A 12,249-nucleotide genomic window follows, 5' to 3' on the forward strand; every position below is an offset into this window, starting at 1 on the left:
CGTTCCGGTGCCGTGAGCCGTGAGCGGTGAGCGGTGAGTCACAGCGCACCGGAGGAGGAGTCGATGCGGCGCATCGGCGACAGCGGCCTCCAGCGACCACGGCGCCCCACAGCGACCGCGCGGCGCGTGGTGACACCACACGCGGGCCTCGCGGCGATCCGAGCGGCACAACCCCGGGCGGTCCGGTGCGGAGTGCCGCGTGCCTCGCCCCACCGCCCGGCTGCTCCCCGCGTACGACCTCCGGCCGGCCAGCGGCAACCGAGCGGCCATGCCCTGGCCACCGGAGCCGTCGGCGGGCGTGCTTGGATGGGCGCATGATCGACGATGAGCTGGCGGTAGCCGTCGAGGCCGAGATACGCCAGGCCACGGCCACCGAGGTGATGCCCCGCTGGCGGCAGCTCGCGGAGCACGAGGTCGAGAGCAAGAGCGGGGACCACGACCTGGTCACCGTCGCCGACCGGCTGGCCGAGAAGGCGCTGACCGCCTCCCTGAGCAGACTGCTCCCCGGATCCGTGGTGGTGGGGGAGGAGGCGGTGCACGCCGACCCCGACTCCTACCGCGCCCTCCAGGGCGAGCGGCCGGTGTGGATCGTGGACCCGGTCGACGGCACCCGGCAGTTCGTACGCGGCGAGGAGGGCTTCTGCACCCTGGTCGCCCTGGCCCAGCGCGGGGAACTGCTGGCCTCCTGGACCTACCAGCCGACCGCCGACGCCATGGCGACCGCCCGGCTACGGGGCGGCGCGCTGCTGAACGGCGAGCCGCTGGTGGCCGGTTCGCCCGAGGGGGAGCGCCCCTGGCGGGTGGCCCTCTCGCACCCGGACTTCACCACCGACGCCCAGAAGCGGGCCCTGCTGGGGCTGCGGGCCGACGGGGTCGACCCCCGCCCCTGCGGTTCGGCCGGACTGGAGTACCTGAACATCGCCCGGGGCGACCTGGAAGGGGTGGCCTTCTCCTGGGAACACGCCTGGGACCACGCGGCCGGGCTGCTGCTGGTCGCCGAGGCCGGGGGCGCCCACGCCACCCTGGACGGCACCCCCTTCCGGGTCACCGGGGGCAACGCCCTGCCGTTCACCGCGGGACGGGACGCGACCGTGGTGCGGCGTATTCTCGACCTGCTGGGTGGCCAGCGGTGAGCGTCGTAGCTGACTGACCTTCGACGGTGAGGGGAGCGGGAGTGCCGGCCTTGCGGGACGTGATCGTGGTGGGGGCGGGGCCCAACGGGCTCACCGCCGCCGTGGAGCTGGCGCGCCGGGGGTTCTCGGTGGAGCTGTTCGAGGCCGCCGACACCGTCGGGGGCGGGGCGCGCACCCGTGAGATGACCCTGCCCGGTTTCCACCACGACCCCTGCTCGGCCGCGCACCCCATGGGCGCGAACTCGCCCGCCTTCCGGCGGATGCCCCTGGAGCGGCACGGGCTGGAGTGGCTGCACGCCCCCAACGCGCTGGCGCATCCCTTCTCGGACGGTACCGCCGCGGTGCTCACCCGTTCCGTCGGCCAGTCCGCGATGTCCCTGGGCCCACGCGACGCCGGCGCCTACCGTCGGCTGGTCGAACCGTTCCTCGGCGCCGGCTGGGAGGCGCTGTGCGAGGACTTCCTCAGCCTGGGCCTCGCCCTGGACGGACGGCTGCCCAAGGCGCCGCTCCGTCTCGCGCGCTTCGGCCTCACCGGGGGGCAGCCGGCCAGCTGGATCGCCCGCCGGTTCCGGGACGAGCGGGCCCGGGGGGTGTTCGCCGGACTGGCCGCCCACGTGGGCGCCCCGTTGGGCGGGGTCGCCACCGGGGGAGTGGCGCTGATGTTCGCGCTGATGGCGCACGCCGAGGGGTGGCCGGTGGCCCAGGGCGGCTCCCAGGCCATCTCGGACGCCCTGGCCGGTTACCTCCGCGAACTGGGCGGGGTGGTGCACACCGGGGTGGAGGTGCGCCGGCTGGACGAGCTGCCCCCGGCGCGGGCGTACGTCTTCGACACCTCGCCGTGGGCGCTGGCCCGGATCGCCGGCCTGGGCCGGGCTTACGACGGTTTCCGCGCCGGCACCAGCGTCTTCAAGATCGACTACGCCCTGGACGGTCCGGTGCCCTGGACCGCCCCCGAGGCGCGGCGGGCCACCACGGTCCACCTGGGCCCCACCTACCGGGTGATCAACGACGCGGTGACCCGGGCCGTGCGCGGCCAGGCACCGACCGTGCCCTTCCTGATCACCACCCAGCCCGGGGTGGTCGACCCTGCCCGCGCCCCGGAGGGCAAGCAGGTGTTCTGGGCGTACGGGCACGTGCCTGGTGGGTGGGAGGGCGACGCCACCAGGGTGGTGGAGGCCCAACTGGAGCGGTTCGCACCGGGGTTCCGCGACCTGGTGCTGGCCCGCGCGGTGTCCGGCCCACCCCAGCTGGCCGCCTACAACCCCAACTACGTGGACGGCGACATCGCCTCCGGCGCGGTGACCGGACTCCAGTTGCTGATCCGACCCAAGTTGGCCCGGGTGCCGTACGCCACCGCCCACCCGGCCGTCTACCTCTGCTCCTCGGCCAGCCCGCCCGGCCCCGGCGTCCACGGGATGTCCGGCCACAACGCGGCACGTGCGGTCTGGCGGAGGCTGCGCGCCGAGGGGTGAGCGCTCAGGCCGCCCGGCGACCCTCGGCCAGCACGGCCTCCCGCGCGCGAGCCGGGTCCAGCCCCAGCCGGGCGAGCAGGTCCCGGGTGGTGCGGTCCTCGCACCCCAGCAACGCCAACACCAGGTGCGGCACGCCCAGTTGACGGTCGCCCAGCCGGACGGCCTCGCGCAGGGTGCGCTCCAGCGCCTGCTTGGCGCGGGGCGCGAAGGGCAGGTGGCCCCGTAGGAACCGGCGCCGTCTCGGCCGGGGCGGGGGTGCGTCCAGGGCGCCGGGCCCGAAGGCGGCGTCGGTGCGCCGGCGGACCTCCTCCAGGTCGATGCCCAGGGCACTGAGCGCCTCGGCGTCCTGTGGGCCCAGTTGTTCCCCCGGGCCCAGGGCCAGCCCGCGTACGGCCTCCTCACAGGCCTTCGCGGTCACGCCCAGCCGCACCAGGGCGGCGGCTCCCGGCTGACCGGGTTCGCGCAGTACGGCCAGCAGCAGGTGCTCGGTGCCGATGGTCGGGTGTCCCAGGGCGCGCGCCTCCTCCTGGGCGGCGGTGACCACCGTCCGGGCCGGTGCGGTGAAGCGTTCGAACATGGGCGGCTACCTCTGTGCGTGCTTCTTGTGTACGGCCTGCCTGCTGACCCCGAGGGCGGTACCGATCTCCTCCCAGGACCAGCCGGCCGCGCGGGCGTTGTCCACCTGGAGGGCTTCCAGTCTCTCGACCAGCCGTCGCAGTGCGGCGACCGCGCGCAGCCCCACCCGTGGGTCCCGGTCGGCGGCGGCCTCGGCGGCCTGAAGGGCGTCCTGTGCCTCTGCCATGACGTAAACCTAGGTTGACGCGGGAAGGCCGTCAACGTCAATTGACAGATTGAGCCGTCTTCCTCGGGGTATCTGGTCCCACCACAACCGGTGGTCACCACGGGTCACGGCCGATAGGGTCTGGGCGGCGTGAGGGCCCGACCGACTGCAAGGGAAACTCCATGGCGCACACAGGTCATGTGCTGGTGGCCGCCGACAAGTTCAAGGGATCACTGACGGCGGTTGAGGTCGCCGAACACGTGGCCGCCGGTATCCGGCGAGTCCACCCGGAGGCGCGGGTGGAGACCCTGCCAGTGGCCGACGGAGGGGACGGCACCGTCGCCGCCGCCGTGGCCGCCGGCTTCACCCGCCACGAGCTGACCGTGACCGGCCCGCTGGGCGCTCCGGTCGCCGCGGCCTTCGCCCTGCGCGAGAAGACCGCCATCGTCGAGATGGCCGAGGCGTCCGGGCTGAGACACCTGCCCGAGGGGGTGTACGCCCCCCTGACCGCCACCACCCACGGCACCGGCGAACTGCTGGTCGCGGCCCTGGACGCCGGAGCCTCCACCATCGTCCTGGGTGTCGGAGGCAGTGCCACCGTCGACGGCGGCGTCGGAATGCTCCAGGCGTTGGGCGCCCACTTCCTCGACGAGGACGGCGACCCGGTACCCCACGGGGGCGCGCCCCTGCGGGAGACCGCCACCGCCGACCTGTCCGGGCTCGACCCCCGACTCAAGGACGTGGAGATCGTCCTCGCCGGAGACGTGGACAACCCGCTGCTGGGCGAGCAGGGCGCACCGGCGGTCTACGGCCCCCAGAAGGGCGCGGCTGCGGAGGACGTCGCGGTGCTCGACGCCTCGCTGACCCACCTGGTGGAGGTGCTCGGCGCCAGCGAGGGGGAGCGGGCCGCCGAGAACGCCAGGGCCCCTGGGGCGGGCGCCGCCGGCGGCGCGGGATACGGCGCCCTCATGGGACTGGGCGCCACCTTCCGCCCCGGCATCGAGGTGCTGCTGGAGGTGCTGGGCTTCGAGGAGGCGCTGGCCCGGGCCGACCTGGTCGTCACCGGGGAGGGCTCCCTGGACGAGCAGACGCTGCGCGGCAAGGCGCCGGCCGGGGTGGCCGCGGCGGCCCGGCGGAGCGAGAAGCCGGTGGTGGCCGTCTGCGGCCGACTCAAGCTGGGCAAGGGGGCGTTGAAGCGCGCGGGCATCACCCAGGTGTATCCGCTCACCGACTTCGAGTCCGACCCCGAGCGCTGCGTCAGCAAGGCCGGGGCGCTGCTGGAGCAGGCGGCCGAGAAGCTGGCCCGCGAACAGCTGTGAGCGTCCGCCCTTCGAGGGCGGCACGGCAGACGACTGAGGGCCCCGCCAGGAGGCGGGGCCCTCAGTCGTGAACCTTCTCGTGGCTCGCGCTCGCGACGCCTGTCTCAGCGCTGTGCGGCGCGTACCTCACGACGGTGGTCACGGAAGGTGTTGACGCGACGGGCGGTGGCGAACAGCGGGATCACCGCGCCCAGTACGACCTGGAGCGCACAGCCGGTCTGCAGCAGCAGTTCGCCGCCGGGCGCCGCGAACGCCCAGGAGGCCAACAGGCCCATGCTGGCGACGATCCAGGCCAGCATGGCGATGGCCAACCGGCCGCGCGGCTTGGGGTACTCCACCCGGCTCACCATCAGCCAGGCGACACCCACGATCGCCAACAGGGTCGGCAGGAACGGCAGTTCCAGCAGCACGATGGAGATCACCGTCAGGGCGCCGAAGGGCGAGGGCATCCCCTGGAAGATGCCGTCCCTCAGGGTGACGCAGGAGAACCGGGCAAGCCGCAGCACCACCGCCAACAGCACCACCACGGCGGCGACCACCGAGACCCTCTGGTGCGCGTCGTTGGCGACCATGCCCCAGGTGACCACGAAGTACGCCGGGGCCAGCCCGAAGCTGATCAGGTCGGAGAGGTTGTCCAACTCGGCGCCCATGGCCGAGCTGCGCAACTTCCGGGCGACCAGTCCGTCGAACAGGTCGAAGATCGAGGCCAGCAGCATCAGCATCACGGCGGTGGCCGCGCTGTGGCGGGCCATCCCGCCGTCCTCACTGCCGGTGAGGTGGGGGATCAGGACCCCGGTGGTGGTGAAGTAGACCGCCATGAACCCACAGGTCGCGTTGCCCAGGGTCAGGGTGTCCGCGATGGACAGCCGCGTGGACAGCGGCATGTCGTCCTCGGCCTCCTCGGCCTCGGGCACCCAGGCGGTCTGCGTATCACGGTCAATCACGGTCAAGGCGAGTCACCCCCGCGGTAGTGGACTGGCCGACCTCTACTGCGGGCTCCACGCCAGGCGGGAGGTAGAGGTCGACCCGAGAGCCGAAGCGGATCAGGCCGATGCGCTCGCCCTGCTCCACCTTCGTCTGCTCCGTCACGTAGGGAACGATACGGCGGGCCACGGTCCCGGCGATCTGCACCATCTCCAGGTCGCCGAGCTCGGTGTCGAAGTGCCACACCACCCGCTCGTTGTGCTCGCTCTCCTTGTTGAACGCCGGTACGAAGCCACCCGGCACATGCTCCACGGAAGTTACTGTTCCCGCTGTGGGCGCCCGGTTCACATGAACGTTGAGCGGACTCATGAAGATCGCGACCCGCGTCCGTCCGTCCCGCCACGGCATGATGCTCTGCACCACGCCGTCAGCGGGCGAGATCAACCGCCCCGGGGTGATCTCCCGCTCCGGGTCACGGAAGAACCAGAGCATCCCCGCCGCCAGGGCGACGCTGGGAACCGCGACGGCGGCGGCACGGCGCGAACGGCGCGCTCTGACCAGGCTGACGGCGGCGGTCGCCACGGTCGGCCAGAGCCACGGGGAGGCCCCGCGCGCGATTCGGCAGCTCGCGAAGGGTGAGTCGCTGGGTTCGGACGGTGAACTGTCGGGCATGTAGGACCTTCGTCGCGGAGGATTGCCGCGCCAGGGGCGGGGATCGCGGCTTCCGGGGATGCTATCGGTTACTGGGGGCAACTGGGCAAGCCAGAGCGCGAGTCAATGGCCGAAATCCCAGTCGACGTCGGGGGCGGGGTGTGATCCCGCACACCGGGAAACCTTCCCGAGTCCCGTCCATCATGCCTGGGAGTGGCACTGTTCCCACAGTCGGCGACCGACCTTCGCCGGATCTCGGCGGTGTTTCGCACCGAACAGCGGTCGCCGACCCCCTGGTGGTGAGGCGCGTACCCGTGCTCCTGAGGAAACCGTACCGTTCCCACGGCGGAGATGGAGGAACCGTGCGGGACGGGAAACCGCGCCTCACGCCACGGGCCGGCTGTTTCGCCAGCTCACCCGCCCATCGAATCTTCCGTCCGCCAGGGGCCGTTCCCTCACCTCGGGGAGGTGCGCAGGAGGGCGTCGGGCGGGGTGGGGCACCCAACTTCCGCCCCGGCGGGGGCGGTTCGGCGCCTGTAACGCCCCAGGACTGGTCGTACGGCTGCCGGCCGGGGTGCCCGCCAGAGCACCCCGGAACGGGCCCCTCAGGCGGGCTCAGTGCAGGCAGAGGCAGAACGGGTGACCGGCCGGGTCCGCGTAGACGCGCCAGTTGGCCTCCGCGTGGACCTGGTCCGTCCGCTCCAGCAGGGTCGCGCCGAGGTCCAGGGCCCGCCGTTCCTCTCCTTCGAGGTCGTCCACGTCGAAGTCGAGGTGCAGCTGCTGGGGGTTCTCCTGGCCGGGCCACTCGGGAGGCCGGTAGCCGTCCACCCGTTGGCAGGCCAGCGGGGTCCCCTCGAACCCGTGCACCTCGACCCAGTCGGGGTCCTCGGGGTCCGGCACCACGTGGCCTCCGAGCAGGTCCGCGTAGAACCGGGCGAGGAGTACGGGATCGGCACAGTCCAGCGCGATCGCCTGCAACCTTCGAATCACTTCCGACGCCTCTCACTTTTCGGCCTCGCACGGCGTCCGCCGTACGGGACGGGTGGTACCCACCGTCGGGGTGCCCATGCCCGGTGGCACACCGTCTGGTGCCCCACCTCCACCGGTGCCGGGTTGTCCCGGTCGCCGCTTCTGTCGTGGGATCATGCTCTCCACCAGGTGGTTCAGTGAAGGAGAAGAAGCCCCGTGTTCGACAGCCTGAAGAACCTCAAGGACAAGGCCGAGGACCTCGCCGAGACCCACGGTGACAAGATCTCCGACGGGCTGGAGAAGGTCGGAGACCTCGTCGACGACAAGACCGGACACAAGTACAGCGACAAGATCGAGACCGGTGTCGACAAGGCCCAGGAGTACGTGGAGAAGCTGGGCGACAAGAACGACACCAAGGGCTGAGCGTCCGGTCGGCCCCGGGCCGCGCCGTCCCCGTGGGGTCGAGTCGTGGGCCCGTTGTCACCAGGTGTACGTGCCGGGGTGGGGAGCACCCGCCCCGGCAACGGCCGGCCCTCAGGTCTGCGGTGGCTCGAACGCGCTGGTGCGCCGCATCCCGGCGGCCCGCCCCTTGCCCGCGATGACCAGGGCCATCTTCCGGCTGGCCTCGTCGATCATCTCGTCACCCAGCATGGCCGAACCCTTGCCTCCGCCCTGCTCGGAGGTGAAGTAGGCGTAGGCGTCGAGGATCAACTCGGCGTGGTCGTAGTCCTCCTGGAAGGGCGAGAAGATCTCGTTGGACGCCTCCACCTGGTCCGGGTGCAGCACCCACTTGCCGTCGAAGCCCAGGGCGGCGGCACGTCGGGCCACCTCGCGGAACCCCTCCACGTTCCTGACCTGGAGGTACGGGCCGTCGACGGCCTGGATGTCGTGGGTGCGGGCGGCCATCAGGATCCGCATCAGGATGTAGTGGTAGGCGTCGGCCGGGTAGCCCGGCGGCTGTTCGCCGACCACCAGCGACCTCATGTTGAGGGAGGCCATGAAGTCGGCGGGACCGAAGACGACGGTCTCCATCCGGGGTGAGGCGCCGGCGATGGCGTCCACGTTGACCAGGCCACGGGCGTTCTCGATCTGGGCCTCGATACCGATGCGTCCGACCTCGTAGCCCATGGACTTCTCGATCTGGGTGAGCAGGGTGTCCAGGGTGTGGATCTGCCCGGCGTCCTGCACCTTGGGCAGCATCACGCAGTCCAGGTTGGCCCCGGCGCCCTCCACCACGGTGATCACGTCGCGGTAGGTCCAGTGCGTGGTCCAGTCGTTGACCCGGACCACGCGGGTCTTGCCGGACCAGTCCCCGGTGTTGAGCGCGTCCACGATGTTGTGCCGGGCGCCCTCCTTCGCCAGCGGCGCGCAGGCGTCCTCCAGGTCGAGGAACACCTGGTCCGCCGGGAGCCCCTGGGCCTTCTCCAGGAAGCGGGGGTTGCTACCGGGGACGGCCAGGCACGAGCGGCGGGGACGGAGCCGGGCGGGGCCGTCCGTGAACGCGGACATGGGGGAACCTCCAGGGGCGAACTGCCGGATGGACGCGGGTGGACCGGGGCCTCGTTGACGATACGGCGACGATAGCGGCCGATGATCTCCGCTCCGTCGGGGTGGCCCTCCGCTCGATCCAGCCCGTGGGGCGCGTGGTGGCTCGCGTACGGAGAGGGGCCCGGTGCGCGGTCGAGGTCGGGGACCTGAGGGCCGTCGGTTCCAGTGCACTTCCGGGAACGGCGCCTTGGGACTCCTCCATTGTCGCCGGGCGCGGGGGTCCCCGTCACCGTTCCGCGGAATGATCCTTATGGCCGGTATGCCCTCTAGGGTTCCCCTGACGAGCGCAACCCACCGACGTGACCAGGGAGTTGAAGTGACGTACGACCTCTCCAGGCTGGCCGTGGAACTCACGGACATGGCGCGGGCGGACCACCGGTCCGCCGCCCAGGCGAACAGCGACGACCCCGCCGAGCGGCTGGCGTGGCGGAGGCTGACCGCACGGCACGGTGACCGACTGGGCGAGATCATGGCGGAGTACGGCTGGCCCACCCGGGACCTGGTCGGCCCGGAGGCGGCCCGTGCGGCATGGCTGATCGCCCAGCACGCCGACCGGCAACTCGACGTACAACGGCAGGCCGTGCGGTTGATGGAACAGGCGGTGTCAGAGGGCTCGGCCCCGGCCCGCGAGCTGGCCTTCCTGCGGGACCGTACGCGGGTCAACGAGGGTCGGGAGCAGATCTACGGCACCCAGATCGCCGGGGTCCGGGACGGGGCGCCGGTTCCCTGGCCCTGCCAGGAGTCCGAGCGTGTGGACGCGCTGCGTGCGGAGGTCGGTATCGAACCGTTCGACGAGTACACCGCCCGGTTCGCCCCGTCCTGACGCGCCCTGCCCACCGGTGTCCGGCAGCCCCGACCGGGGTCCGCGCGCGGCCTCTCAGCGCTCCGCGTGCTCCCCGCGTCGGTTCAGGGTCTCCTGGATGGAGCGCATGATCTCCCCCAGCGGGGCGTCCGTACGGGCGACCGTGACCAGGACCTCGCCACGGTCGGTGGACTCGACGGGGCGGGCCACGCCCAGCCCCGAGGGGTGGCCGGCCGCGAAGCCGGTGCCGAAGGTGCGCCGTACGATCGCGAAGGCGTGATCCAACTGGGCCTCCACATCGCCCTTGGCGCCCGCTCTCAGCCACCGCCGCAGCACGTGGTTGTGGGCGGTCACCACGGCGGAGGCGGCCACCTCGGCCATCAGGGGCTCGTCGAAGTCGCTGGTCCCGTCGTGGTGGGCGGTCTCGTCGAAGTGGCCCAGCAGGTAGCGGGTGAAGAGGCGCTCGTAGCGGGCCACCGAGGCGATCTCCCGTTCCCGGAGCGCCGGCACCTCGCGGGTGAGCTTGTACCGCTCCACACTGCCGGCGGGGGAGGCCGCGTACATCCGCATGACCTCCTTGATGCCCCGGCACACGGTGTCCAGCGGGTGTTCGTGAGCGGGAGCCGCGTCCAGCACCGCCTTGGCCCGCACCAGGGTGTCGTCGTGGTCGGGGAAGATCGCCTCTTCCTTGGACCGGAAGTGGCGGAAGAACGTACGTCGGGCCACGCCGGCGCGGGCCGCGATCTCGTCGACGGTGGTCGCCTCGTAGCCCTTGGTCGCGAACAGTTCCATGGCGGCTGCCGCCAACTCCCGCCGCAACTTCAGCCGTTGGACGGACGCGGCGCTGGTGCGGGTGGTCTTGACGGACTCGCTCATGTGGTGAACGTTACCTGGCTCGCGCCCTGGGAGTACGTCGCTCCACCTCGCCCTCCGCCCGGAACCGGCCGGCCCCGGGGTGGCGGCCCGGGCGCCCGGAGTTCGGTGCCCGCTTCGGGTGGGCGGGCCCGGTCGGGGTTCCCGTGGACAGCGGGCCGGACACCCTCCGGCGGGGCGAACGTGTGTGCCCCGAGGGTGCGCCGATGCGCGGTCCGTGCCTGTGTTTGTCCGGCTACCAGCCGTGACGGGTGGAGGGGTTGTGGGATTGAATGGATCACAGCGACTTCGGTAACTGCGAGGGGAGGACGATGCACCGACTGGACCAGGACGCGGAGTTCATTGCGCTCACCGCTCGCGTACGTGCCGAGATCGCCCGGACCGGAGCGTCCACGGGCGAGTACCAGCGTCTGCTCCACTGGGTGCGGGAGGACGACGAGGCCTCCCGGGACCTGCTGGCCAAGACCCTGGTGCAGCTCCATCTGCCCCTGTGGGAGCGCGAGATCGCCGCCTTCGCCCTGGGCAGCGCCGGAGACCGCCGTGCGTTCGAGACGCTGGTGTTCCTGCTGAACTACCGCGACCCGGCCCGGGGGGCCACCGCCGCAGAGGCCCTGTTACGGCTGCGGGACCCACGCACCGCCAAGGCCGCCGTCGCCCTGGCCACCAACGAACTGCGCACCGCCTACGCCACCCACCCCCTCAGGCTGCTGGTCGCCCTGCGCGCCCCCGAGTCGGTGCCCACTCTCGTCCGGGTGCTGCGGCGACTGGTGTCCGGGCCGCACCCCCACCACCGGGTCGCGCTGACCTGTGTGGAGGGGCTGGCCGAACTGGGGGACCGCCAGGCCTTGCCGGTGCTGGAGGAGGCCGGCCGACTGGAGCGGCTGGCGGACGCGGCGGCGGAGGCCCGGGCCCGTATCCAGTCGCGTTCCTCGTCCCGGCCGGCTCCCGGAAGCCTGACCCCGCCCACCTCCAACTCGGCCTGAACCGCTGGTCACCGCCCAGCGGGCGCCCGCGTCGGCGCCTCGGGAGGGCGGAACCGGCTCTCGGGGGGAGAGCTGGCCCTCGGCAGGAGCCGCCCGGCCGCACGGGACCGGTTCGGTGCCACCTCGCCCCGACTGCTCGTCGCCCTGTCGTGCTCGCGCGCCCCAACCATCGGCCCACACAGGCCACGCGCCGGGAAAACCCCGGTGGCGGGGAAGCGCCAAGGGGATGACGTGAGAGAGGCATCGCCCCCCGTCGCGGGGAGGCGGCTGTCAGCATGGCGTCATGACCACCTCCTGGGCGGACTTCGTCGCCGCCGAACCCACCCTGGCCCAGCTCGTGGAGCAGCGTTTCGGTCGGTTCAACCACCATGTGCTGGGCACCCTGCGGGCCGACGGCGCGCCCCGGCTCAGCGGCCTTGAGGTGGACTTCCGGGAGGGGGACCTCTGGCTGGGCATGATGCCCGGCTCCCGCAAGGCGGCCGACCTGCTGCGGGACCCCCGCTTCGCCCTGCACGCCAACCCGGGTGCCAGCTCCGACATGGACGGTGGGGACGTCCGCGTCTCGGGCCGGGCGGTGCCGGCCACCGACAGTGAGTTCCGTTGGTACGCCCGCCAGGCCGGCGAGGAGGTCCCGGAGGTCTTCGCGCTGTTCAAGGCCGACGTCACCGAGGTGGTGAGGGTGACCATCGAGGTGCCCGACATGGTGATCCGCACCTGGCGCCCCGAGGCGGGGCTGCGCACCCTACGGCGGGGCAACGACGACACACCCGTACGCGAGGACCCCTGAGCCAGGG

General features: G+C 72.3%; 14 protein-coding genes. 7 read left to right on the forward strand and 7 right to left on the reverse strand.

All coding sequences use genetic code 11. The features are described 5' to 3' along the window. Nucleotides 1-314: 314 nt before the first annotated feature. Both ABZT14_RS21300 and ABZT14_RS21305 read left to right on the forward strand, forming a co-directional pair. Nucleotides 315-1,133 (forward strand): inositol monophosphatase family protein, encoded by an 819-nt coding sequence (locus ABZT14_RS21300; protein ID WP_356305091.1) that lies wholly within the window; start codon nucleotides 315-317, stop codon nucleotides 1,131-1,133. 41 nt (nucleotides 1,134-1,174) lie between these two features. After that, nucleotides 1,175-2,605, forward strand: coding sequence for an NAD(P)/FAD-dependent oxidoreductase (locus ABZT14_RS21305; RefSeq protein WP_356305093.1), 1,431 nt, complete (start codon nucleotides 1,175-1,177; stop codon nucleotides 2,603-2,605). Nucleotides 2,606-2,609: 4 nt separating this feature from the next. On the opposite strand, the gene ABZT14_RS21310 is transcribed toward ABZT14_RS21305, so the two are convergent. Together ABZT14_RS21310 and ABZT14_RS21315 are read right to left on the reverse strand one after the other, a co-directional pair. Next, the gene (locus tag ABZT14_RS21310) at nucleotides 2,610-3,182 is read right to left on the reverse strand and encodes a Clp protease N-terminal domain-containing protein (RefSeq protein WP_356305095.1); all 573 of its coding nucleotides are present in this window, start codon (nucleotides 3,180-3,182) and stop codon (nucleotides 2,610-2,612) included. A 6-nt stretch (nucleotides 3,183-3,188) separates the two neighbouring features. Then, entirely contained in the window at nucleotides 3,189-3,407 is a 219-nt protein-coding gene (locus ABZT14_RS21315; RefSeq protein ID WP_356305097.1) for a hypothetical protein, read from the reverse strand. 179 nt (nucleotides 3,408-3,586) lie between these two features. On the opposite strand from ABZT14_RS21315, the gene ABZT14_RS21320 reads away from it, so the two are divergent. Then, nucleotides 3,587-4,705 carry a glycerate kinase gene (locus ABZT14_RS21320; protein ID WP_356305180.1) on the forward strand — a complete coding sequence of 373 codons (1,119 nt, stop codon included), beginning with the start codon at nucleotides 3,587-3,589 and terminating at the stop codon, nucleotides 4,703-4,705. A gap of 104 nt (nucleotides 4,706-4,809) precedes the next feature. On the opposite strand, the gene pssA is transcribed toward ABZT14_RS21320, so the two are convergent. The 3 genes from pssA to ABZT14_RS21335 all read right to left on the reverse strand — a co-directional run bounded on the left by pssA (nucleotide 4,810) and on the right by ABZT14_RS21335 (nucleotide 7,270). Next, nucleotides 4,810-5,655: a CDP-diacylglycerol--serine O-phosphatidyltransferase gene (gene pssA / locus ABZT14_RS21325; protein WP_356305099.1), complete on the reverse strand. Its 846-nt coding sequence runs from the start codon at nucleotides 5,653-5,655 to the stop codon at nucleotides 4,810-4,812. After that, nucleotides 5,642-6,301, reverse strand: coding sequence for a phosphatidylserine decarboxylase (locus ABZT14_RS21330; protein WP_356305101.1), 660 nt, complete (start codon nucleotides 6,299-6,301; stop codon nucleotides 5,642-5,644). The genes pssA and ABZT14_RS21330 overlap by 14 nt, the downstream gene beginning before the upstream one ends. A 594-nt stretch (nucleotides 6,302-6,895) precedes the next feature. Beyond that, a complete protein-coding gene (locus tag ABZT14_RS21335) occupies nucleotides 6,896-7,270 on the reverse strand; it encodes a VOC family protein (protein ID WP_356305103.1) in 375 nt (124 codons plus the stop codon). Nucleotides 7,271-7,465: 195 nt separating this feature from the next. On the opposite strand from ABZT14_RS21335, the gene ABZT14_RS21340 reads away from it, so the two are divergent. Beyond that, the gene (locus ABZT14_RS21340) at nucleotides 7,466-7,672 is read left to right on the forward strand and encodes an antitoxin (RefSeq protein WP_356305105.1); all 207 of its coding nucleotides are present in this window, start codon (nucleotides 7,466-7,468) and stop codon (nucleotides 7,670-7,672) included. Between the two features lie 111 nt (nucleotides 7,673-7,783). Here ABZT14_RS21340 and ABZT14_RS21345 read toward each other — a convergent pair whose 3' ends face one another. Continuing rightward, nucleotides 7,784-8,758 (reverse strand): CoA ester lyase, encoded by a 975-nt coding sequence (locus ABZT14_RS21345; RefSeq protein WP_356305107.1) that lies wholly within the window; start codon nucleotides 8,756-8,758, stop codon nucleotides 7,784-7,786. A 355-nt stretch (nucleotides 8,759-9,113) separates the two neighbouring features. Here ABZT14_RS21345 and ABZT14_RS21350 point away from each other — a divergent pair, with 355 nt between their 5' ends. Then, nucleotides 9,114-9,620: a DUF6624 domain-containing protein gene (locus tag ABZT14_RS21350; protein ID WP_356305109.1), complete on the forward strand. Its 507-nt coding sequence runs from the start codon at nucleotides 9,114-9,116 to the stop codon at nucleotides 9,618-9,620. A 54-nt stretch (nucleotides 9,621-9,674) separates the two neighbouring features. On the opposite strand, the gene ABZT14_RS21355 is transcribed toward ABZT14_RS21350, so the two are convergent. Then, complete coding sequence (locus tag ABZT14_RS21355; RefSeq protein WP_356305111.1) at nucleotides 9,675-10,475, reverse strand: TetR family transcriptional regulator; 801 nt, start codon at nucleotides 10,473-10,475, stop codon at nucleotides 9,675-9,677. A 269-nt stretch (nucleotides 10,476-10,744) separates the two neighbouring features. Between ABZT14_RS21355 and ABZT14_RS21360 the strand changes: the two genes are divergently transcribed. After that, on the forward strand, nucleotides 10,745-11,455 hold the full coding sequence (locus ABZT14_RS21360; protein WP_356305113.1) for a HEAT repeat domain-containing protein: 711 nt from the start codon (nucleotides 10,745-10,747) through the stop codon (nucleotides 11,453-11,455). A 283-nt stretch (nucleotides 11,456-11,738) separates the two neighbouring features. Beyond that, nucleotides 11,739-12,242, forward strand: coding sequence for a pyridoxamine 5'-phosphate oxidase family protein (locus ABZT14_RS21365; RefSeq protein ID WP_356305115.1), 504 nt, complete (start codon nucleotides 11,739-11,741; stop codon nucleotides 12,240-12,242). The last annotated feature ends 7 nt before the right edge of the window (nucleotides 12,243-12,249 follow it).

It is taken from the genome of Streptomyces sp. NPDC005438, from assembly GCF_040606315.1.
In the GTDB taxonomy this organism is placed as follows: Bacteria; Actinomycetota; Actinomycetes; order Streptomycetales; family Streptomycetaceae; genus Streptomyces.

Coding starts and splice junctions, on each gene's coding strand:
- ABZT14_RS21365 (WP_356305115.1), top strand. CDS start 11,739: ATGACCACCTCCTGGGCGGACTTCGTCGCCGCCGAACCCACCCTGGCC.
- ABZT14_RS21315 (WP_356305097.1), bottom strand. CDS start 3,407: ATGGCAGAGGCACAGGACGCCCTTCAGGCCGCCGAGGCCGCCGCCGAC.
- ABZT14_RS21345 (WP_356305107.1), bottom strand. CDS start 8,758: ATGTCCGCGTTCACGGACGGCCCCGCCCGGCTCCGTCCCCGCCGCTCG.
- ABZT14_RS21360 (WP_356305113.1), top strand. CDS start 10,745: ATGGATCACAGCGACTTCGGTAACTGCGAGGGGAGGACGATGCACCGA.
- ABZT14_RS21355 (WP_356305111.1), bottom strand. CDS start 10,475: ATGAGCGAGTCCGTCAAGACCACCCGCACCAGCGCCGCGTCCGTCCAA.
- ABZT14_RS21330 (WP_356305101.1), bottom strand. CDS start 6,301: ATGCCCGACAGTTCACCGTCCGAACCCAGCGACTCACCCTTCGCGAGC.
- ABZT14_RS21300 (WP_356305091.1), top strand. CDS start 315: ATGATCGACGATGAGCTGGCGGTAGCCGTCGAGGCCGAGATACGCCAG.
- ABZT14_RS21310 (WP_356305095.1), bottom strand. CDS start 3,182: ATGTTCGAACGCTTCACCGCACCGGCCCGGACGGTGGTCACCGCCGCC.